Origin of the sequence: Gimesia sp. (assembly GCF_048262075.1) — a bacterium.
Taxonomy (GTDB): Bacteria; Planctomycetota; Planctomycetia; order Planctomycetales; family Planctomycetaceae; genus Gimesia.
The window spans coordinates 58,043-79,000 of the sequence record NZ_JBLXFK010000016.1 but is presented as its reverse complement, the minus strand read 5'-3'; the positions used below and the strand labels follow the sequence as shown (position 1 = coordinate 79,000).

General features: G+C 48.4%; 14 protein-coding genes and 1 pseudogene. 10 read left to right on the top strand and 5 right to left on the bottom strand.

Annotated features, from left to right (window positions below; translation table 11 throughout):
* Nucleotides 1-60 precede the first annotated feature (60 nt).
* The 3 genes from odhB (at nucleotide 61) to ACN0YH_RS23955 (ending at nucleotide 3,432) form a co-directional block, all read left to right on the top strand.
* On the top strand, nucleotides 61-1,248 hold the full coding sequence (odhB, locus tag ACN0YH_RS23965; RefSeq protein ID WP_417382122.1) for a 2-oxoglutarate dehydrogenase complex dihydrolipoyllysine-residue succinyltransferase: 1,188 nt from the start codon (nucleotides 61-63) through the stop codon (nucleotides 1,246-1,248).
* 62 nt (nucleotides 1,249-1,310) lie between these two features.
* On the top strand, nucleotides 1,311-2,693 hold the full coding sequence (gene lpdA, locus ACN0YH_RS23960; RefSeq protein WP_417382121.1) for a dihydrolipoyl dehydrogenase: 1,383 nt from the start codon (nucleotides 1,311-1,313) through the stop codon (nucleotides 2,691-2,693).
* A 1-nt stretch (nucleotide 2,694) separates the two neighbouring features.
* On the top strand, nucleotides 2,695-3,432 hold the full coding sequence (locus tag ACN0YH_RS23955; protein WP_417382120.1) for a lipoate--protein ligase family protein: 738 nt from the start codon (nucleotides 2,695-2,697) through the stop codon (nucleotides 3,430-3,432).
* A gap of 1 nt (nucleotide 3,433) precedes the next feature.
* Here the strand turns inward: ACN0YH_RS23955 and ACN0YH_RS23950 are convergent, their stop codons facing one another.
* Nucleotides 3,434-4,888: an MATE family efflux transporter gene (locus ACN0YH_RS23950; RefSeq protein WP_417382119.1), complete on the bottom strand. Its 1,455-nt coding sequence runs from the start codon at nucleotides 4,886-4,888 to the stop codon at nucleotides 3,434-3,436.
* 402 nt (nucleotides 4,889-5,290) lie between these two features.
* On the opposite strand from ACN0YH_RS23950, the gene ACN0YH_RS23945 reads away from it, so the two are divergent.
* The 4 genes and pseudogenes from ACN0YH_RS23945 to ACN0YH_RS23930 all read left to right on the top strand — a co-directional run bounded on the left by ACN0YH_RS23945 (nucleotide 5,291) and on the right by ACN0YH_RS23930 (nucleotide 10,895).
* A complete protein-coding gene (locus tag ACN0YH_RS23945; RefSeq protein ID WP_417382118.1) occupies nucleotides 5,291-7,372 on the top strand; it encodes an ABC transporter ATP-binding protein in 2,082 nt (693 codons plus the stop codon).
* 154 nt (nucleotides 7,373-7,526) lie between these two features.
* Nucleotides 7,527-8,099 (top strand): hypothetical protein, encoded by a 573-nt coding sequence (locus tag ACN0YH_RS23940; protein ID WP_417382117.1) that lies wholly within the window; start codon nucleotides 7,527-7,529, stop codon nucleotides 8,097-8,099.
* A 237-nt stretch (nucleotides 8,100-8,336) separates the two neighbouring features.
* Nucleotides 8,337-8,429: pseudogene (locus ACN0YH_RS23935) on the top strand (MJ0042-type zinc finger domain-containing protein); the annotation flags it as partial.
* 279 nt (nucleotides 8,430-8,708) lie between these two features.
* The gene (locus ACN0YH_RS23930; protein ID WP_417382179.1) at nucleotides 8,709-10,895 is read left to right on the top strand and encodes a prolyl oligopeptidase family serine peptidase; all 2,187 of its coding nucleotides are present in this window, start codon (nucleotides 8,709-8,711) and stop codon (nucleotides 10,893-10,895) included.
* Between the two features lie 22 nt (nucleotides 10,896-10,917).
* Here ACN0YH_RS23930 and ACN0YH_RS23925 read toward each other — a convergent pair whose 3' ends face one another.
* The gene (locus tag ACN0YH_RS23925; protein ID WP_417382116.1) at nucleotides 10,918-12,189 is read right to left on the bottom strand and encodes a hypothetical protein; all 1,272 of its coding nucleotides are present in this window, start codon (nucleotides 12,187-12,189) and stop codon (nucleotides 10,918-10,920) included.
* Between the two features lie 378 nt (nucleotides 12,190-12,567).
* Here ACN0YH_RS23925 and ACN0YH_RS23920 point away from each other — a divergent pair, with 378 nt between their 5' ends.
* Both ACN0YH_RS23920 and ACN0YH_RS23915 read left to right on the top strand, forming a co-directional pair.
* A complete protein-coding gene (locus ACN0YH_RS23920) occupies nucleotides 12,568-16,266 on the top strand; it encodes a glutamine synthetase adenylyltransferase (protein ID WP_417382115.1) in 3,699 nt (1,232 codons plus the stop codon).
* Nucleotides 16,267-16,526: 260 nt separating this feature from the next.
* Nucleotides 16,527-16,850, top strand: a complete 324-nt coding sequence (locus tag ACN0YH_RS23915) for a hypothetical protein (RefSeq protein WP_417382114.1) — start codon at nucleotides 16,527-16,529, stop codon at nucleotides 16,848-16,850.
* A gap of 181 nt (nucleotides 16,851-17,031) precedes the next feature.
* On the opposite strand, the gene ACN0YH_RS23910 is transcribed toward ACN0YH_RS23915, so the two are convergent.
* Nucleotides 17,032-18,357 (bottom strand): sulfatase, encoded by a 1,326-nt coding sequence (locus ACN0YH_RS23910; RefSeq protein ID WP_417382113.1) that lies wholly within the window; start codon nucleotides 18,355-18,357, stop codon nucleotides 17,032-17,034.
* A gap of 575 nt (nucleotides 18,358-18,932) precedes the next feature.
* Between ACN0YH_RS23910 and ACN0YH_RS23905 the strand changes: the two genes are divergently transcribed.
* Nucleotides 18,933-19,304: a hypothetical protein gene (locus ACN0YH_RS23905; RefSeq protein WP_417382112.1), complete on the top strand. Its 372-nt coding sequence runs from the start codon at nucleotides 18,933-18,935 to the stop codon at nucleotides 19,302-19,304.
* An 87-nt stretch (nucleotides 19,305-19,391) separates the two neighbouring features.
* Here the strand turns inward: ACN0YH_RS23905 and ACN0YH_RS23900 are convergent, their stop codons facing one another.
* Together ACN0YH_RS23900 and ACN0YH_RS23895 are read right to left on the bottom strand one after the other, a co-directional pair.
* Nucleotides 19,392-20,123 (bottom strand): endonuclease/exonuclease/phosphatase family protein, encoded by a 732-nt coding sequence (locus ACN0YH_RS23900; RefSeq protein WP_417382111.1) that lies wholly within the window; start codon nucleotides 20,121-20,123, stop codon nucleotides 19,392-19,394.
* Between the two features lie 13 nt (nucleotides 20,124-20,136).
* Nucleotides 20,137-20,922: a hypothetical protein gene (locus ACN0YH_RS23895; RefSeq protein ID WP_417382110.1), complete on the bottom strand. Its 786-nt coding sequence runs from the start codon at nucleotides 20,920-20,922 to the stop codon at nucleotides 20,137-20,139.
* Between the last annotated feature and the right edge of the window lie 36 nt (nucleotides 20,923-20,958).

The window sequence follows — 20,958 nt, the reverse complement described above, 5'->3', positions numbered from 1 at the left end:
CTGAAATAAGTCTGAAAACATACGTTTTTTCCCCGTGACTCGGTTGGAGTATTGTGTCCGATGTCTGTTGAAATTAAAGTCCCCTCGGTGGGGGAATCCATCTCCGAAGTCCAAATCGGAGCCTGGCACGCCGCTGAAGGAAAATGGGTCGCTCAGGACAGTGAGATTGTCGAGCTCGAAACTGATAAAGCGACCTTCGATGTCCCCGCTCCCCTGGATGGGATCATTATCGAAATCCTGAAAAAAACCGGGGAGATGGCAGCCGTTGGTGAAGTCATCGGCTATCTGGAAGAAGCAGAACGCCCCGAAGGGGTTGAGGATCCTGCCCCGGAAAAGAGCCCGGCCAAAGCAGAATCAGCGACTGCGCCCGCTGCCAGTCAAAGCGCTCCAGCAGGATCCGGTGATCGGGTCATGCCGGCTGCCGCTCGTGTCATGGCAGAAAAAGGGCTCAGCCCAGCGGATGTCAAAGGGACAGGACCGGGGGGACGTATTCTGAAAGAAGACGCGCTCAGTTATCAAACGCCTGGTTCTTCAGACAATGGTGCCTTCCGCGAAGAAGAAATTGTTCCCATGAGTCCGATCCGCAAAAAGATTGCGGAACGACTTGTTGAAGCTCAATCCAACGCAGCCCTGCTGACCACTTTCAACGAAGTCGACATGTCAGCCGTCATGGAACTGCGGACCAAGTACAAGGATATGTTTCTCAAGAAATACGATGTCAAACTGGGCTTCATGTCTTTCTTCATCAAAGCCGTGGTTGATGGGTTGAACCTGTATCCACAAATCAATGCAGAAATTCGCGGCACTGATCTGGTCTTCCGCAACTACTATGACATCGGCATCGCTGTTGGCGGTGGAAAAGGACTGGTCGTCCCCATTCTGCGCAATGCAGAGCGACTCAGCTTTGCGGACATTGAACTCAAAATCAATGACTTCGGCCAACGCGCCAAAGCAAACAAGATCAGCCTCGAAGAACTTCAGGGGGGCACCTTCACGATTACCAATGGTGGCGTGTACGGATCACTGCTCTCCACTCCGATTGTGAACCCACCTCAAAGTGGTGTCCTGGGCATGCATGGAATTCAGGAACGTCCTGTCGCCATCAACGGTCAGGTCGTAATACGTCCCATGATGTATATCGCTTTGACCTACGATCACCGTGTCGTAGACGGTCGGGAAGCTGTCGTCTTCCTCAAACGAGTCAAAGAAGTTCTGGAAGAACCATCACGCATGCTGATGGAAGTCTGAGAATCAAACGCACATCTTAAGAGGCTTGGAAAGGTTTCCTGTCATCACAGGAAAATGAGAAAATGAACCACGATCTGGTTATTATCGGTGCTGGCCCCGGTGGTTATATTGCAGCGATCCGTGCTGCTCAACTGGGTTTGAATGTCGCCTGCATCGAAAAAGAACGCATGCTCGGTGGCACCTGTCTGCGAGTCGGCTGCATCCCCAGTAAAGCGCTGCTCGAATCAAGTGAACTGTATAAAGAAGCAGAACACACATTCAAAGATCGTGGTATCAACGTTGGTTCGCTGTCTCTTGATCTGGAGAAAATGCTCAGCCAGAAAGACCGAACGGTCAAAACCATGGGTGGCGGCATTGATTCCCTGTTCAAGAAAAACAAAATCACCCGCTATTCCGGTCATGCCACGATCACAGCTCCCGGAAAAGTTTCTGTTGATAATGGCGATGAACAAACCGAACTGGAAGCCAAGTACATTCTGATTGCCACGGGCAGTGAACCATCTACGTTACCCGGAATCGAACTCGATGGCGATCGTGTGGGCACAAGTACGGAAGCGCTCTCCTACGAGCAGGTTCCCAAACATCTCGTCGTCATCGGCGGCGGTGTGATTGGCCTGGAATTAGGGGCCGTCTGGAGTCGCCTGGGAGCCAAAGTCACCGTACTGGAATACCTGGATCGCATCCTGCCCACCACGGACGCAGAAATTGCCAAAGAGGCACAGAAGATCTTCGAAAAACAGGGGATTGAATTCCAGTTGGGCTGCCGGGTGACCGGAGTCAAAGCAAATCGCAAAACCTGTGATGTCGAAATTGCAGACGCGAAATCCATTCGCTGTGAGCGTGTTCTCGTTGCGGTCGGCAGACGTCCGAATACGGAAAATCTGGGCCTCGAAGAAATCGGTATTGCCTTGGATAAACGAGGTTTCATTCCCGTGAATGCCCATTATGAAACTGCCGTCAAAGGCATTTTCGCCATTGGTGATGTCATCGGTGGAGCCATGCTGGCACATAAAGCAGAAGACGAAGGAGTCGCATTCTCCGAACGCCTGGTCACAGGTTATGGACACGTCAACTACGATGCAATTCCCAGTGTCGCTTATACAAATCCGGAAATTGCCGCTGTCGGGAAAACCGAGGAACAACTCAAAGAAGAAGGCATCGAATACCGTAAAGGAGTCTTCCCCTTCATGGGCAATGGTCGCGCCCGCGCCATGGGGCAGACCGAAGGCAAAGTCAAGATGCTGGCAGACAAGCAGACGGACCGCATCCTGGGGGTTCACATCCTGGGACCTCGCGCCGGAGATTTGATTGCCGAATGTGCCGTCGCCATGGAATTTGGTGCCAGCAGCGAAGATATCGCCCGCTGCTGCCACGCCCATCCGACATTGGCAGAAGCCGTCAAAGAAGCCGCACTGGCAGTCGACAAACGAGCTCTTAACTTCTGAAATGCCTGATTTCCGCTGCCACTTTTCTGACACGACTCTATCCACTCCTGCTGAAAATCTGGCACTTGATGAGAGCCTTCTGTATCAGATCAATCAACAGGATTCGCTGGGTTGTCTGAGAATCTGGGAAGTGGATCAATATGCAGTCGTCCTGGGCAGTTCCAATCAGGTCGCTGAAAATGTGAATCAGGCAGCCTGCCTGCAGGATCAGATTCCCGTACTCCGTCGCTGCACGGGGGGGGGAACCGTTTTACTGGGTCCCGGCTGTTTTATCTATTCGCTTTTTCTACGAATCACAGCCGAACAGCATCTGGCCGGCATCGAAGCCACCACGCGAGAAATATTGGACCATATCTCCGGAACTCTCAATCAGCTCAAACCGGAACTGACTGTCGAAGTGCGTGGCATCAGTGATCTGACCGTAAAGGGGCACAAATTTTCCGGGAATTCCCAGCGGTGGTTAACGACCACACTCTTGCATCATGGTACCATTCTCTATGACTTTGACCTCGATCGCATTCCCCGTTATCTAACCGGGCCTGAACGTGAGCCTGAATATCGTTCGCAGCGGCCTCATCTTGAGTTTGTCACAAACTACAACATCGCCCCGGCTCGGCTCACAGACTCCCTGATCGAAACCTGGCAGGCATATGAACCAGAACCCGTATTGCCTCTTGAGAGTGTGCAGCAACTGGTCCAAAATAAATATGCGACGGAGCGCTGGAATCTCCGTCGCTGAGTCAGGACAATGCTTCCTGAATGGATTGCTCCTGCTCTTCCTCTTCGACTTCCGTTGTCGAAAAGTGATCTTCAATGACCCGCATCTTTTTCCAGTGTCCTGCCTGGAAGCGAATCAGATACCCAAATCCCAGCACGCCGATATATGCCGTACAGGCAGTCCAGCTGCCAAAGATCTTTTCATTCGCGTATTTCCAGATCAGAAACGTGGGAATGACCATGATGGCCCAGCCTGTGACCAGAGAATAAATCATACAAAACCGGGTGTCGCCGGCTCCGCGAATCGCCGATCCGAAAATCACAGCCAGCGCGTCAAATAATGAAAACAGAGCAGCAAATCGCAACAGGACAACTGTCATCTGCTTGACCTGCTGAAATTCTTCTGTCATGACTTCCGGCTGGTACGGACTGAGAAGTATTTCTGGCAACCCCACATAAATGACCGCAAAAACGGACATATATAAAGTCGAAACAATAAAGGCTTTCCAGGTGGTCGTGACGGCCAGTTGAGGTCGCCCCTCACCGATACGTTTTCCGACCAGAGTCATCACGGCCGTTCCGACTCCCATCATCGGGACAAATGCCAGCGAGTTCAGATTGAAGGCGATCGTCGTGGCCGCCAGCTCAATCTTTCCGATTCGACCAACCAGAACCACAAACAGGGTGAAGCCAATGATATCGACGAAAAACAGCATCCCATTGGGAAATCCATAGCGGATCAATCGCAGGAGCAGACTCTGATTCCAGTGGTAGTGATTCAGTAAGCCATATTCCCGGGCTTCATGTCTGGCAAAGATAATCACAGCATAAAATATCATCGTTGCGACATTAGCCAGTACCGTCGCAATCGCGGCCCCTTTGATTCCCATGGCAGGTATCGGCCCTGCACCAAAAATCAGCAGGTAATCCAGAATCATATTGACGAGCACACTCGCCAGATTGACCCACATCACGACCATAGTCTTGCTGCGTCCAGTATAGAAACAGGAAAGTACCATCGAAATTAATGAGGGACCTGATCCCAGACAGAGTATCGCAAAATAATCAACTTCCAGTTCCTGGATTTCAGCTGCGTGTCCAATCCAGTGAAAAAAGGTGCTGGAGAGAGGGATTCCCAGTAACAGCAGGCCTCCCCAGAACAGTGCCACATAAAATCCCTGCCAGACCGATTCTGAAACACGCTGCTTCTGGCCCGCACCTTCGTACTGCGCGACAAAGGTGTTCACATATGTCGCCATACCCATCGCAATTGACATGATCGCCCATTGAATCATACCAGCGGGTAAAGCAGCGGCCACTGCTTCTGTCGACCACCATGACAGGAAGATACGGTCCACGACATGCATAATGGACAGCGAACCACAGCTCAGTACCAAAGGTATCGCCACATTCGCCAGTTCACGTAGACTTCCCGGTCGTGCTAAGTCATTCTGATTTTCAAGGGACGAGGAGTCCATCTTGCACAATCCGATTCAGGGTAAATGAGCGCAGAATACAATCGCCGGAATTGTAATAGCAGGGAAGTAGAAACGCAGACCGCCGGCTGGCAGCATATCACAATATTCACACAAATGCTTCTACCCACGACACGTCAGATCCGGAATTAGTTCGCATTTCTCGCACCAATCATGCCTCATTCAGCTGCTTGAAACCTCTGGCAAATTGTCCAGATACACAGAACTTAAAATCTCGTCTGGACCTGATTTGCAATTCCTAGTTTAATTCACGGGCTTCATCAGGCTGCCGCCGATCCAGAACCCCTGACAGTTCTGAAACCGGCATCTAATAACAGAACGTAACCCACTGTTATTTATAACCTTAGCACAACACAACATAACCATAGTACCAGAGTGAATCCTGTGAACAGTTTTACGCGATTAATACATTATGTCTGGCCTTACCGTCGACGACTGGTTGTTTCGTTCTTTTTTGCCATCATGGTAGCCGTCCTCTGGGGAGCAAATCTTTCCGTCACATTTCTGGTAGTTAAAGTCCTGTTGCAGGGCGAAACCTTAGGCGGGTACGTACAGGAACAGATCAGTGAGACAGAAGAAATCATTCAGGATAAATCAAAAGTCTTGAAGGATCTCTCAAATTCGATTCAGTCTCAAAATCCAAAAGATAAATCTGAGGAGAGTAAATCTGACACCACGCTCACACAAACCGACCTGGCTGCCGCCCCCGTCGATTTGCTCAGTGAGCATACCCGCCAGCAGACCAAATTGAATTCTGCTTCACAAAAACTGCTGGTCTTGAAGTGGATCCAGACGAACATTATCAGCCGTATCCCCGAAGATCAGTTTGACACCTTCGTACTGATTCTGGGGTTACTATTGGTCACCACTTTGATCAAAGGCATTTGTATCTTCACGCAGGATGTTATGGTTGGTGGAGTCGTGGAACTGGTGACCATGGCGATTCGTAAAGAATGTTTTCGTAAAGTTCTCGATCTGGATTATCAGAGTATCTCTGATGAGGGGACGGCATCGCTTATGTCGCGTTTCACGTTTGACATGCAGCAACTCTCACAGGGTTTAACACTGATGGGGGGAAAAATCATCCGTGAACCTTTGAAGGCGCTCGCCTGTGTGATCTTCGCGTTCATGGTGAACTGGCGACTGACTCTGCTCTCTTTCGTGTTCGCTCCCCTGATAGCCATCGTGTTTTATAAAATCGGAAAAACTCTGAAACATGCCAGCCAGAAGATGATGGAAAGCATGTCGCGGATTTACAAAACTCTGGAAGAGTCCTTCGAAAGTTCCAAAGTAATCATCGCCTTCAACGGCGCACGCAAACACCGGAACCGCTTTCATCATGAGAACAAAGAGTTCTTCAAGAAAGCACTGAGAATTCTCCGCATCGATTCCCTGACCAGCCCCACTACCGAAATGCTGGGATTAATGGCCATTTTCATCGCATTGATTCCAGGCTCTTACCTGGTACTGCGTCAAAAGACGGAAATCTGGGGGATCCAGCTCTCCTCTGCTCCCATGGATATTGCCACGCTTTCCATGATGTACGCTTTACTGGCCGGGATTTCTGATCCTGCTCGAAAAATGTCTTCCGTTTATTCTAAGCTGAAAAAAACCGTCGCCGCTCTGGAACGGATTTTTCAGATCGTCGACCGTGAAACCCTGGTTAAAGAAACTGATGCCCCGCAGCGCTTCCCGACAGAGGTGCAGACTGTCAAATTCAACAAAATCGATTTCACGTACGCGCAACGCAAAGAATCGACGCGGAATAACGACCCGATTCTGGACGGAGTCAACCTGGAAATCAATGCGGGTGAAGTTGTACTCGTCGTGGGCGAAAACGGGTCAGGAAAATCAACGCTCGTCAATCTGCTGCCTCGCTTTTATGATCCCGATAAAGGCAATATCTTCATCAACGAAGTCGATATCAGGGATATCCGCCTGAAGGATCTGAGAAACCATATCGGAGTGGTCTCCCAGGAAACTATGCTGTTTGATGATTCGATTCTCGAAAACATCCGCTATGGTCGTCCAAATGCCAGTCGGCACGAGATTGAATCGGTCGCCAGAAAATCTCATGTAATGCAATTCGCCGAACAATTGCCAGACGGACTGCATTATAATGTGGGAGAGAAAGGCCATGAACTCTCCGGCGGTCAGCGGCAGAGAATTGCGCTCGCACGTGCGATACTCCGCGATCCGGAAATTCTGATTCTGGATGAAGCGACTTCCGCCATCGATTCCCAGAGCGAAATCCTGATTCATAAAGCCTTGAAAGAATTTTCGCCCGGCAGAACCGTTTTCATCATCACACATTCCGTCGGCCAAAGTCTGCTGGAATTTGCGAACCGAGTTGTTGTCATGGATTCCGGGAAGGTCGTAGCCACGGGACCGCATCACGTTCTCGTTGATTCCTGCCCGCAATACCAAAGTCTGCTCAGTGCACAGGTTCGACAGCGCTCTGCCTGAAATTAATCAGACCTCTGGCAACATCTGCACAGCAGGCTTGTGACACATTCGTTTAATGAATATCTCGACTCCCCGTTAAGGGGCAGGTATGATAACGCGCTGTTGATATGAATCCTTCTCGTTTCATCACTCGAAGCCACAGGAACTGTGAACCATGAAGTTGACGCTCACTACTATTTTAGTCATTCTCGTACTTGCCAGTCTGCTGAATTCAGAGAATCCTTTTTCCGCTGAAACAAAAGTCGAAGCACAGCCCCCCGCCCAGGTAGCAGAGGACTCTCTCTCGGGAGCAATCGACCGATATCTGGAAACAGAAGCGGAGCTTAAAAAACAGCGAGCACATACACATCGCTCTGCCACGGAAAAAGATCAGTCGCCTCACCGGGAAGCTGAAGAACTCTCCCGGAAGCGTCACCATCAAGCCCGTCGAGAGCATGAACACCATCTGGATCAACAACGGCACCGAATCCAGAAAATTCATGTTGCAGCAAAACACCTGGAGGAAGCTGGCCTCCCCGAACTGGCGCACCAGGTACATCGCGAAGCAGAAGAGCAACAGCAGCGCCTGCAGCAACACCTCGAACGCGTACGCCACCCCGACCCTGCTCCCCATCAAGAAGTTCAGAACTCGCTACAGCAACTGCGAAACGAGATTAATGAACTGAAACGGGAAGTGCATGAACTCAGATCGATTCTTGTAGAACATACATCCAAATCAGCTGAGTAGTCCTCTCTCATGAATCAGCTCCGGCTTGGGAATTGAGCAGATCCAAATTGCATCGTGTACTGGCAAGCAGTAGAATCATTTAGACTGCATCCCGTTTTACGGTAACGTCTCCAGAAGCATTTGGAACGAGTGTCACAGCACGGAAGACACTATGGTGAAATGTGATGCGCTCTGGAAAAACGGAACGAGACTGTCTCAATTGCTTATTATTTCATCTGATACACCAAAGATGCTCCAATGGTAGATCCACTCTCAATAAAGTGTCCCCACTGTGAGGCCTCCTTTAAAATTAAAAACAGGTCCGCATTTGGGAAAAAGGTGAAATGTCCCAAATGCGAGTCCCCTTTTGTCATCCCTGAGCCAGCTTCGATCAAGTCGAGTTCGAAAAAAAAGAAATCGAAGCCGCCGAGTCTCGCAGAGGATTTCTTTGGTGATGAAAGCGAATCATCCTACAGTCTGGCCAACGACGAATTTGACAACTGGGAAGAGGATCTAAGCAACGGCCCAGCGGACCAGAGATCAGCCCCAAAGAAAAATAAGAAATCTGCAGCGAATCCGAAAACAAGACGATCCGGAACTGAATCAACTCAGGCGAATCGATACCTGCCTATGATTTTAGTTGCAGCAGGTATTGTACTTCTCTTTTTCACCTTCATCCTGATCAAGTTCATCGCTCCACGCACCGACATTCCCGCTGATATGAACGATCAAATGGCGGCAGGAGCAGATTTAAAAAATGCGAATAAATTGACTCTCCCTGCTGTTGAGCAGCTTGAAACAAAATGGCCTCACCAGGGAGTGCAAGGCGATCAGGTATTCCAGGAACGCAAAACGGCTTCCATGGGTAAAGTGTATGATCTCGTCTGTCCCGGTGAAAATACCGCTACGGGTAATCCCCAGAAATTCAAGGTTTATCTCCCCCCCAACATTCCGGAGAACACACAGGTTCCCTGCATACTGGTTCCTCCTGCAGGAGCAACCCTCTTAACGGGTATGGATATCGAACTGAAAGATACCTCTCTGGACTCTGAACATGAGCCCTACATCAAAGCAGGCTTCGCTGTCGTCACGTTTTCTATCGATGGATATATTGGGGACATCGAAAATACAACCAACGATCAGTTTGCTGCGGCTCATATGAAATTCCGTAGTAGCCAGGCTGGAATTATCAATTGTATCAATGCGTTTCTCCAGGCTGAAGAAACGGTTCCAGGTATTGACCGCGATAATATCTTTATCGCCGGGCATAGCTCTGCTGGTACACTTGCTTTACTTTTTGCTGAGTACTTCACTGAAGCATTTCAGGATAGTTCCTATCAACTCAAAGGTTGCCTGGCGTACGCACCTGCTGTTGATCCCCGGGCTTTTTTCCAAGAAAACCTGCCCATCTTCAAAAGCATCATCCCCGATGTGGAAGATTTTATTCGAGTCTCGGCTCCCGTTAGATATACAGAAAAGATTAATTGCCCGGTATTCTTATTTCATTCCGTTGGTGACCAGGTCACTTCCTACTCAAATACCAAAAAGTTTGCTGCTAAGTTGCGTACACAAGGAATCGACGCTGAACTGGTCACCAGCAATGGCTTCGACCATTACCAGACCATGATTGATGAAGGAATTCCTCAGGGAATCAGGTGGATTCAAAAAAGAATTGATGGACAGCAAGCCCCCCCGCCTCAATCGACGCCAGATTCAAGCCCTGCTTCCATTCCGATTGCGAGACCTGATTCCATGGCGGAGATGAATAAAACAATCAAAGAACAAAGAGCGGCAGCTCGCGACAGGATGGAAAAATTGAGAACGCGATTTCAAAACAGTTCATCCAAAGCCAAACCTGACCCCAGTCTTCCTCAACAGAGAGCTATTTTTAAAGTAGCGGGATATAATGACTTTTATACAACTGCCCTTAAAAACAATCCTGATTTCTGGATTAACTCCATTGAAGATCAAATGGAGACTGGTTTTGAGCGGTATGTGGCGGGGTATGTTAAGGACTCTGTTCGACTCGATCTGCAGAATCAGTTAATCAGTTTTAAGTTTTCCGGCAAACTCCCTGCAAACTTATCACAGCTCCTTGCAGATGATAAATCAACCAATGCGGTGACATTGGATAAATATCCGCCCGTCACTGAAAAATTAAGCAATGATCCCAATGCGGACCACAACAGCCAGGGCCTGCTATTCAAAATCTCCTCCGTTAACAGTTTTACTTTTAATAAAATTACTTCGCTCCGGCTTGCGGAGCTAAAATTAAAACTGATTGATCGCTATATTCCCGGATCACTTCGAATCAACTTTGAAGATCAATGGGTTTTCATCAAAGTCACTGGTGACGAAGATCTAAAGCTTCAGGTAATCAGAATACTATCCGATGTGGGAATTCTGATTTCTTCCTCTGTAGTTCGACTCACTCCCGAAAATATTACGAACTACGAGAATTACGGCTCAGCGACAACAAAACCCGCCAAGATGTCAACTCCAGCAACAAAGGCAGCTCCGGGGACCACGGGGACGACTCGTCAGAAATATGTCATCCTCTACGGAGTATACGGCGGTGATGACGCTAAAGAATCAGTTCAACGCAGTCTGAAAGGATTTGTGTGGGTCGACCAGAAATCCATCCAGTTCAATCCTCACAAAAAAGAAATTTCGTTTACGAACAGAAGTGACGTTGATACGGGTGTGCTGGAACGTGCTTTGACGAGAAATAAGTTCTACCAGCTGGATATCTCACATGAAGCCCTCCCTGCAGATTCTCCAGAACCGGCAGCCAAAGAGAAAACCTCAACGGAATAATTATCCACACCCAACCTTGATTTCATGCTTGCCCGATGATCTCCGAGATATCAATCAAATGCAGCTGCCGTCCCTCATTTTTGTGAGGACTGTCGATACAAACATACTTCGCATCAGGGCTGAAACGGGGATGGGTATCCACTCGCCATTCTCCAGTATAGATGGCAGGGGAATGAAAGTGTCCCAGGTCAATTCGTTTGCCCGAGGCGACATGATACAGATGAGGCGTCTGAATTCGCGTTTTACCTTTGGGATACGTATCATTCAGGATCCATTCATTACCCGGCAGATAGGTCAGATGCCCGCCATTATCCAGAACTCCTTTACCGACTTGCTGCAACTTACCCTTTGATTCATCTTTCACCAGAAAATCACCCCAAGCAGGGCTGTCAGGAGTCGCTTTCGACTGAGTCAGAATATGATTTGGATCACGCCAGATAAAATGTGAGACATAACCATTATCCACCACGACACGCACATCGCTACCATCCAGGTTCGCTGTCACCATTCTCGAAAGTCGTTTGCCATTGGGATACTGCCAGCGATGGAGTGTAATAAAGCGGGAGCCATCCGGACTGAACAGTAGATGATTGAAGTAATGTTTAATGCCTTGCTGCTGCCTGGGGATATTTCCGGTTCGTGAAATTTCTTCCAGTGTCAGAATCAGATCTGACTTACCTGTCTCCAGATCTACTTTGAAAATTCCGGAATCCTGGGGAGCCAGATCCTTAAAATGAGGATCTGGAAAACCAGGATAACCATAACCGGGCCGAACATCCTGAATCCTGCGAAAATCAGGAGTAATCGCGGTTTTACCATCCGGACTCACTGAATATACCGGGGAAGGAACGGTTTGGCCTTTGCCGGTTTTCACATCCAGAATGCGACTCACGAACTGTCCCTGCTCTCGATCATTCCAGATAATTTTTGATTCAGATCCAGGCAGCCACTGCAGCATACACCCCTGCTGCCAGTTCCAGGCGGAAGATTCCCCCAGTTCGATCCAGCGATCCTGATCCTGCAGATCGACCATCCCGATTTTAATTACATCATCGGCCTTTGGTGAGCGATGCTCGAACGCAACTTCCATCCCCAGAACATAGCGACTGGCAGGATCAAACTGCAGTTTGTCATAATATCCAAACCAGTGATGCCGGGGACCTTTGGTAATCACACGTGTCGGAGGAAACTCTGTTTTGTCAGCAAAGGCAAGTCCGGCCAGAGCAGCAGAACCAGTGGTGGCAATCATATGTGAGAGAAACTGACGACGGCTGACTGATTCAGGATAAATCATTGATTTTCTTCTGATTGAGATAACTGGAAGACTCGGCACAGCTCAGCTGCGACACTGAAAACCACATAGAATCAGAGTAAAATAAACAGTTCAGAAAAGCAACTGGATTCAGTAATTCTGACTTTGACAGAAGTATCAACTGTTCAGAATTGATGAACCAACTGATTTCGTACAATTTCAACGGAGGAGAACCTACTTTTGGATCGGCATCGGCCTTATAATACTGCCTGACACATCACAAGATTTTTGTGAGCTGGATTTCCATCAGGCAACATTCAGCAGGTTATCCAACACCTCTGCAGACTCGCAAACTTCTGTCCCATGATTTAAAACAATCCTGAATCCCAGGTCTCTCACTCAGCAGGTTCTGCCGTTTTTATGAATAAACCCGTGCTCTTTTCCAACGCAGCAAAACTCCTGGACCAGCAGCTTCCCGTCACAGATCCGGAAGTACAACAGATTCTGGCTGGAATTGGTTTTACAGAACAGGAGCGTGCATTAACCCGCATTCGTGAGATGTGTACCTCTGAAGGCATCCGCAAAGAACTGACACTTATCCTGCCGACACTATTACAGGCTTTGACGGATGCTGCTACTCCCGATGGATCTCTGATCAACTTTGAACGCTTCATCAACAGTGTCTCTGAACCTGAGACCATGCTGAATTTTCTCACCCACAATCCACGCGCCGTTGAAATTCTGGTCAGGTTATTTGTGGGCAGCCAGTTTCTCACAGAGATCCTGCTCAAAAACCCTGATTACCTGGAACGTCTGACCCGTTATAACCGGATTGCCGAATTCAAAAGCCAGCAGCAGTTTTATTCAGAGGCGATGGCGGCGGCACGGCAGGAATCGAAATCGACCGCTGAAATATTTGATATCTTACGTCGGTTCCAGCGGTGGGAACTCCTGCGCATCGGTGCCTGTGACACCTTTGGTTTAATGGACCTGAAAAACATTACCGTTCAGCTTTCGCTGCTGGCGGACGGTCTGGTCCAGACCTGTTTGACGATTCTCTCGGAAGAATTGAAACTCCCACTTGATGACTTTGCCGTACTGGCATTCGGAAAGCTGGGAGGCGAAGAGTTAAACTACAGCTCGGATATTGATCTTGTCTTTATCGCTGGTGACAACTCAACCCAGTACTGGCAACTCGGGCAACGCCTGATCAAGTCTCTGATGGAATCCACCTCAGAAGGCTTTCTATATCGTGTTGACATGCGGCTGCGCCCCTGGGGACGATCGGGAGCACTGGTCACCACGGTAGATGCTTATGTCGACTATTTTGCCAGGCATGGTCGCTTGTGGGAAAAACAGGCGATGCTCAAAGCACGTGTGATCGCCGGTAACCAGAATCTGGGAATGGATTTCTTTCGGCGGATTGAACCACAGATTTTCAATTGCGATCCGGAAGAAGTGCGTAAAAACGTTCTGGAAATGAAACAAAGGATTGAAGCCGAATTGAAAAAGAAAGGCAAAGACTGGGGCGAAGTCAAATCGGGAAAAGGCTCCATCCGTGATGTGGAATTTACCACACAATACCTGCAGATGGCCAATGGAGCCAAATACCCTTCGATTCGAAGTATCAACACACTCGATGGACTGGTCAGGCTCGTCGACCATGGCCTGATTCAGGCAGACGAATATCGGCACCTGACCAGTGGTTATGTCTTTTTCCGGAAAATTGAGCACGCACTGCAGTTGATGCATTATAACCAGGAACATCGGATGCCCACCGATGAGCGGGAACTGGCCTACCTGGCACGCAGACTCGATTTCCAGGAAGGCCAACAACTGGTTCAGTATTACGAACAACATCGTAAAGCAGTACGCAGTATCTTCAAGAAGTATATCCATGCTTCCAACTCAGATTCCGGTCTGCGCGCGGCCCAATCGGAGCAGGAGAGCAATCCGATCGGCATGATGGCTGCTTCCTACACGAAAGTCTTTAATGAAGCGGAAATCGAAAAACACAGCCAGATGGCCCGTAAGCTGAGCGAAACCAACAATGTGGAACTTCAAACCGAGAAAATCCCGGAAAACCGGGTGCGTCTCACGATGGTTGGCATCGATCAGACCGGGGACCTGTCCCTGATCTGTGGACTGCTGTTTGTCTATGGTTTTGATATTCAGCAAGGGCACCTGTTTACCAATCAGAAGGTCAAACCTGCGACCTCCTCCCAAAGTCGCTCTCCCAAGCCCAGCGAAAAATCGAAGAATACTCGCAAGTTCGTCATCGTACTCGATGTCAAAGCATCTGATGCAGCCGTCCAGCCGTCTGTCTGGATCAGCTATAAAAACGATCTGACAGAACTGCTGCATAAAGTAGAAACAGGGAAAATTGAGGAGGCTGTGGGAGAACTGGCCAAGCGGGTCGCGGCGGCTCTGCACGATTTACCGCAAGTCAGCCAGATGTTGTATCCGGTCGAAATTGAACTGGATAACGATACGGATGCACGCTACACCATCTTAAGAATTCAATCCGAGGACACGATCGGCTTCCTCTACGAACTGACAAATGCACTCTCCATGAGTGGCATTGATATCGCCAGAATGGTCATTGATTCTGAAGGAACCAAAGTCAGCGATGTGCTCTATGTCACTGATGACAAAGGGGAAAAAATCAGTGCCGAAGCACAACAACAGGGATTGCGGGCCGCCATCGTACTCATTAAGCATTTTACCCATCTGCTGCCCCGCTCACCTAACCCGGAAGCTGCATTACTGCATTTCCGCGAATTCCTCGAGCATTTGTTTAAACAACCAAACTGGGTAGAAGAAATTTCATCGCTCGAACGCACCAGCGTTCTCAGCGCATTGGCCAGATTGCTGGGCGTAAGTGACTTTCTCTGGGAAGACTTCCTGCGGCTGCAGCACTCGAACCTCTTCCCGGTAGTCGCTAACGTGGAAGAGTTGAAAAATCGCATTTCCTTTGCAGAGTTAAAAGCAGAACTCGCACGCGAACTGGCAGAGGCAACTTCTGCCGAAGATCAACAGGAACGCCTGAACGCATTCAAAGACCGGGCTATGTTACGTACTGATATGCGACATATTCTGGGACACATTTCTGAATTTGGTCAGTTTTCAGATGAACTGACTGATGTCGCTGAAGTCGTCGTCCAGGGTGCATATGAAATCTGTGATCTGCAGCTACAGGAACGGTATGGCGTTCCTCAACTGGAGACGGAAGCCCCCTGTCGAATTTCCATCTGTGCCCTGGGTAAGTGTGGCGGCCGTGAACTGGGCTTCGCCTCGGATATTGAGTTGATGTTTATTTATGAAGGTTCCGGGCAGACGACCGGGCCTGAAGTGATCACCAATAATGAATACTATCTGAAACTGGTTGAGAAATTCAGCAAGATGATCAAGGCTAGAAGTGAAGGCATTTTCCAGATCGATCTCCGGCTGCGACCTTATGGGCAAGCAGGCAGCCTGGCCGTTTCAGCCGAAGCCTTCCAGAGTTATTTTTCTCATGAAGGAGCAGCGTGGCCATACGAAAGACAGGCACTGGTGAAATTGCGCCCGATCGCCGCTGATGAAGAATTCGGAAACCAGATTGTCCGAATGAGGGATTCCATCATCTATGGCGGGAAACCATTCGATGTCGCTGCCATGCTGGCCATGCGTGAAAAACAGATTCAGCAACTCGTCAAGGGGGGGACGATCAATGCCAAGCTCGGCGATGGAGGACTCGTTGATTGTGAATACCTGATACAGGGTCTGCAAATCACCTATGGCCATCGAAATCCAGGCTTACGAACGACGAATACACTGGAAGGGATTGACTCACTCAAAGAACTGGGGTTAATCAGTCCTGATGACTATGTGAAACTACGGAATGCCTATATATTCCTCCGCAGGCTCATCGATGCACTGCGCATGGTGAGAGGTAACGCAAAGGATTTAACTGTCCCGCCTCAAGATCAGGAAGAGTTCGAGTTCCTCGCCAGACGCCTGGGCTATGGTTCTCATACCGAGAAACTTCAGCAGGAAATCTCCATGACCATCGATGGTGTTCGTGACTTAAGTCGCCTGCTCGCCCCGATCAAAGCCATGACCATTCGGACAAATGGCTGATCCCCAGACATCCTGTCCCGCTCATGACCTGCAGGAAACTGCCGAAAACAGCTGATAAACAAGCATCATTATGATATCACTTTTATCATTTTGAGCGCACATTTTATTTAATCCGAAATAATGCCATTTTCATTAAGGATAATATTAACAAGCACTTACAGAAATACCTGTTTAATTGGCACAATCGATGCTTTTTAACATCCTTCAGAAGCGGTCGTGAGATTCAAACAAGACTGTAGTTTCTTTTAAGGAATGGAGAGATGAAAAAATTATTGATCGTTTGTGTTGCATTCGCAGGTTTGGCTTTCGTCGGAACGACATCCACAGCGCAAGCAGGCGGCGTGAATTTTGGAATCACAATTGGCAATGGTTACGGCGGATATTATGGAAACCGGGGTTTCACCCAGACCCCCTACTATGGACGACGCCATGCCTACTGGCATGATACCAGTCATTATGACTATCATCCCGGTGGCTTCCAGCGCCATGGAAATCACTACCATTATGTACCAGGCCACTACGACTATCACCAGACAGGACACTGGGACGGCGGACGACGCCATCATCGTCACCATCGCCATTAAAGTGCATCTCAAGTAACTTGATCTCACAATTTAATGGCGACCGGCGATCTGATGAGTCTGTCAAGAAGACGCGTCTGGAAATGGGGATCGGGTGAATTCCCACTTTCCTGTTCTTTAAAAGTGGCAAAGAAAGCCAGGGCAGTCCTGAGAGGGATCTGCCCTGGTTTTTGATCAATCCGGTTTATTGAGAACTGGCATCCCACCACTGATCTGTCAATTTCAAAAGCTGTCTGGCTTTTTCGGGATGCTCTGATACCAGGTTCTGCTGCTCAAAAGGATCTTCGGTAATATTGTACAATTCGACTTTTTCATCTTTCAGGTGCGAACTCGGAAAGATTGCTTTCCAATCGCCCTGAACGCACCAGCGGTATTTCAGGCTCGAAGCTGGATCGTCGATGTCGATCATATCATGCTCATAAATATCACCAAACACGGCATTACGGTCTGTTTTCCCTCCCTGGCGCATGATCTCCAGCAAATTGATACCAGGCATCTCTTTTGTCGGTTTCAAACCGACAGCATTAAGCAGTGTAGGAGCAATATCAATACTGCTGACCAGTGTATCATACTCAGCCGGCTTAATTTTGCCTGGCCAGCGAAACATGATCGGTGTCCGCACCCCACCATCATTCGGGCTCCGTTTCGATTTGGGAGCATACCGAAAACGGCGTTTCATTTTCTTCCGTTCCTGATCTGTCTCCGGAACATATTGAATCCAGCCATTATCGGTCACATAAACAACAATGGTATTCTCTGAAAGTCCTTTTTCATCCAGGTAATTCATGAGCTGTCCACAGGTCTCATCGAACCATTCACACATTGCGTAATAGTAAGATAATTCGATGGGCAGTTCAGAACTGCGATACTTATCTAACAGACGTTGTGGCGGGTTATGGGGAGTGTGAGGCAGAAAGGGGGCATACCACAGAAAAAATGGATCCTCACCACAGTCATCAATAAATTCAAATACGGGTTTCATTCCTTCGCGACCGATTTTCAATCCCAGATCTCCATGTCGGCCTCCCCGCTTGGGATCGCCATGGGTCATGCCTGACGTGAAACCTGCCAGCGACGGATTTCCTTCCCACCATTTTCCTGACTGAAAGCTTTTGTAGCCAATCTTCCCCAGCAGCTCCGGCAGGCAGTTGGCGTTCTTAACATGTTTCAACAGTTTTTGCCGGTCCATCCCTTTAGGAGGATCATTGCCGGTAATTTTATGCTGGTGAGGGTATAAACCAGTAATCACCGTCATCAGACTGGGGCGGCAGAGGCTGACGGGAACATAGCCTCTTTTGAATACCGCACTCTCAGAAGCCAGCTTATCCAGAGCAGGCGTTTTGATCACGTCATGTCCCATGAAACGATAATCGTTCCAGGCCTGGTCATCCGAGAGAATGAGCACAATATTCGGGTGACTGGGCTTCGATTCAGCTTGTACCAGTTCCGCCAGGTGACTGACACATAAAATCGCTAACAAGTAGCCGGACCACTTCAAAAATGAGTTCACGTTGTTACTCCTCAGGAATAGAGCGCAATGGTTTTGCTGACGAGGGGACCTCAGTCGAATAAACAGGATCTTACCTGCCAGGCATTCCCAACCACGATATGATGAGATAATTCAAACAGGAATTATTATGAAAAATTTCGTTTATTTCCCCAACGCTCAACATTATAATGACGTACTGAGAAGCAGAAGACATACACACACTTCTGCTTCACATTCTATCCATCCTACCAACTGCTTCACTAAGATCAATACCCAAAAAGACTTACAATTTCTTTTACATTGAACATTCAGGTTGATCTGAATTGATTTACTGAATTCCATCGGGGAAATTTTCCTGAGCCTGAACAAAATGTGAAGAAACAAATTTTTCAAATTAAGCATTCCGGTTAAAGCAGCTTGGATGCGTTGACAGCGTGGAAAATGATAATTCTAATGTATTGGTAATCCTTTTTAGATTGCCATTTGGAACGTTACGTGATGCGGGGCAACCACTTCCAAATATCTCTGGTTGGCTCAAACTAGAGTGATTGAAGTTGAAATGTCACTTACTTTTTTAGAAGAATATGAGGAATTTTATGCGGAAACTGATGAATGTGAAAACAGCTTTACTGTTTGGTCTGGCAGTAGCAGGGCTCTCAATGATCTGCGCAGAGAATAAAGTTGAGGCTCGACCTAACTTTAAAAATATCTGGGCTGAAACTTATCCCGATTCCAAAATGCTGATCGCTAAAAAATGTGGCGTCTGTCATCCTGGAAGAACCAAGAAAGAAAAGAACGACTACGCAGCAGCCGTCTTCAAAGGTCTGGGAAAACGCAAGCAGGCTGATAAAGAAATCATCGTAAAAGCACTCAAAGATGCTGAAAAGATGCCTAGTTCAGTCCCAGGCAAAACCTATGGTGATTTCATCAAAGCAGATGAAATTCCACCATCAAAGAAAGCGGAATAGTTGAATTGAGATCAGCACATCCAGCAGGATGTGTTCGAAACTCTCAACCTGAGATACAGGCAGGGCACTTGATTGCCCTGCCTTTTTTTATGAGCTCTCTGCAGACTTGTTCAAATGAAAATCAATCACCAGCGGCAAATGATCTGAAGCTTGCTTCGCGAGTTTTGATTTGGCAACTTTGGCATGCTTAATCGTAATGGCCCCCCGCACAAACGCTTTATCCAGAGTCCCTACAGGCATGTAAGCGGGAAACGAACGATATTTGGAAGGAGGGTGTGTCACCTCCTGAAACGCATGCTCTGAAAACGTTCCATTCGCCAGTGTGTTCCGCCAGTCATTCGTATCCCCTACAATCACGGTGGGATAACCATTCCCCTCTTGAAACAGGCGATGGGTCAACAGATGATTGATCTGCCAGTGCCGTTCTTTTTCCGCCAGGCCCAGATGGAAGTTCACCAGTTGGAATGCCCCCTCCGGCGAATCAATCGTCACAATTTGCGCGCCACGTGCCTTACGCCATTTGTTGGTTAAGGAAATCTGATGCTGAGATAAAAAGTTCCAGCGCGACATAATCAGATTACCATACCCGCCTGTCTTCAGCTTGACGTTGAGCTGATACAGCGACTCCTGCATATTGAAATAGTCTGCAAAGATTTTTGGCTGATTATTGAACCGGGAACGTCTGACGTTGCGGTCCACTTCATGCAGACAGATGATATCAGGGTTTTCCTGTTCAATCACCCCGATGACGCGTTCCAGTTGATAGCGACGATCTCTGCCACCGATGCCTTTATGAATATTATAGCTTAATAATCGCATAATCAATTCGCTGTTATTTGTCTGCGAACACCGCAGGAGCCACCTTGATCACCCCCAGATCATTCTCACCAGGCTTGATTTGCAGTTTAATACGTCCGCGTTTCCACTCTGGTCTGGCTGCCAGATAACCTGCCTTCTCCTGCCAGAGTTGAAATTCCCACGCGCCGACCGGCAGGTTTTTTATCTTGAACCGTCCCATTTCATCCGAGGTTGCGAAATAAGGGTGGTTCAATGCAACCAGCCAGCCTTCCTGCCAGGGATGAATGCTGCAGCTCATCCTTAGCGGGAGTTTTTCACCATACTCGAACGTGTGGGTCATCTCTTGACCAGGCGGCAGAACCTGATTCAGACTGGTATTTCTGTAACCTTTCACCTGAAAGCCGTGCGCACACAAGTCTTTATTTTCAGCCAGTAATTTTTGCCTGTTCACCCACAGTCCCGCCACATGCGGTTGAAAGATACAGCCTTTATTTTGAATCGTGACTGTTTCAGGCAGCTCCTGATAATCAGCGTGAATTCGAGACTCATCCAGACTCGATTCCCGCAGGTAGATGAAGACATTCTGCAATCCACCATTTTTTCCTGTCAGCAGGCCCTGCTCCACAATCAGATCGCTGAATTTTCCACAAATTGCCTCATCGCGACTGATATCCAGCTTTTCAGGCTGAGGAACCTGCCCGGTATAGATAAACTGCCCCGTCAAAGTTCCCCACTCCGCAGCGGCGACAGTCGTCGTCAGCATGCCAGCCAGGCTACAGACCAGCAGCCATAAACAATATTTAAAACGAATACGATGCAAAACAGTCTCTCCTCATGAAGCAGGCAAAACGATACA

Bases quoted from the DNA above. Each gene is read 5' to 3' on its own strand.
- odhB (WP_417382122.1), top strand. From the start codon at position 61: ATGTCTGTTGAAATTAAAGTCCCCTCGGTGGGGGAATCCATCTCCGAA.
- lpdA (WP_417382121.1), top strand. From the start codon at position 1,311: ATGAACCACGATCTGGTTATTATCGGTGCTGGCCCCGGTGGTTATATT.
- ACN0YH_RS23955 (WP_417382120.1), top strand. From the start codon at position 2,695: ATGCCTGATTTCCGCTGCCACTTTTCTGACACGACTCTATCCACTCCT.
- ACN0YH_RS23950 (WP_417382119.1), bottom strand. From the start codon at position 4,888: ATGGACTCCTCGTCCCTTGAAAATCAGAATGACTTAGCACGACCGGGA.
- ACN0YH_RS23940 (WP_417382117.1), top strand. From the start codon at position 7,527: ATGAAGTTGACGCTCACTACTATTTTAGTCATTCTCGTACTTGCCAGT.
- ACN0YH_RS23930 (WP_417382179.1), top strand. From the start codon at position 8,709: ATGATTTTAGTTGCAGCAGGTATTGTACTTCTCTTTTTCACCTTCATC.
- ACN0YH_RS23925 (WP_417382116.1), bottom strand. From the start codon at position 12,189: ATGATTTATCCTGAATCAGTCAGCCGTCGTCAGTTTCTCTCACATATG.
- ACN0YH_RS23920 (WP_417382115.1), top strand. From the start codon at position 12,568: ATGAATAAACCCGTGCTCTTTTCCAACGCAGCAAAACTCCTGGACCAG.
- ACN0YH_RS23915 (WP_417382114.1), top strand. From the start codon at position 16,527: ATGAAAAAATTATTGATCGTTTGTGTTGCATTCGCAGGTTTGGCTTTC.
- ACN0YH_RS23905 (WP_417382112.1), top strand. From the start codon at position 18,933: ATGCGGAAACTGATGAATGTGAAAACAGCTTTACTGTTTGGTCTGGCA.
- ACN0YH_RS23900 (WP_417382111.1), bottom strand. From the start codon at position 20,123: ATGCGATTATTAAGCTATAATATTCATAAAGGCATCGGTGGCAGAGAT.